The organism is Bradyrhizobium sp. KZN70725 (assembly GCF_055264925.1).
Genome location: NZ_JBUYWT010000213.1, coordinates 1 through 486 on the forward strand (window position 1 = coordinate 1; position 486 = coordinate 486).

The 486-nt window shown below is 59.3% G+C and carries 1 protein-coding gene; it reads right to left on the bottom strand.

The window, feature by feature from the left end; translation table 11 throughout:
* Positions 1-323, bottom strand: a 323-nt coding sequence (locus tag ACZBJS_RS42770; RefSeq protein WP_463440362.1) for a recombinase family protein, incomplete at its 3' end; no start/stop codon positions are given.
* Between the last annotated feature and the right edge of the window lie 163 nt (positions 324-486).

The window sequence follows — 486 nt, forward strand, 5'->3', positions numbered from 1 at the left end:
CCGCCATTGCGCACCGATCCCGGCACCATCGCGCCCTTCATGTTAGCGTTCCCGTTGATGGTCCGTTGATTGTTCTCGTAATCCTGCCAGGAGATGTAGCCGTCGTGATGATCACGAATCAGAACTTCCCAGTCTTTCTGCGTTCGCCGTACATTACGGGTGACCAGCTTGCGGCCGGCTTCGATTCGAACCTGCGAGCCGGTCCGACCAAATACGTAAGCGCCAGCATAGATCGGATTGGTCAGCAGCCGGTGAATCGTATTGTAGCGTGGCAGCCGCCACTCCACCATTCGGCCGCGTGGACCATACACGACAATCGGCAATCTTGATGCCGTTATCGCATAACCAAATCGCGACCTGGCGCACGCTGCCAAGCTCGGCAAACTTACGGAACGCCAAATGGAGCGCCTCGCGCACCCGCCTGTCCGGATCCAGCTCAAGCCTGTCGTCGCTGCTGCGCACGTAGCCGACGGCCACACTCGTGTG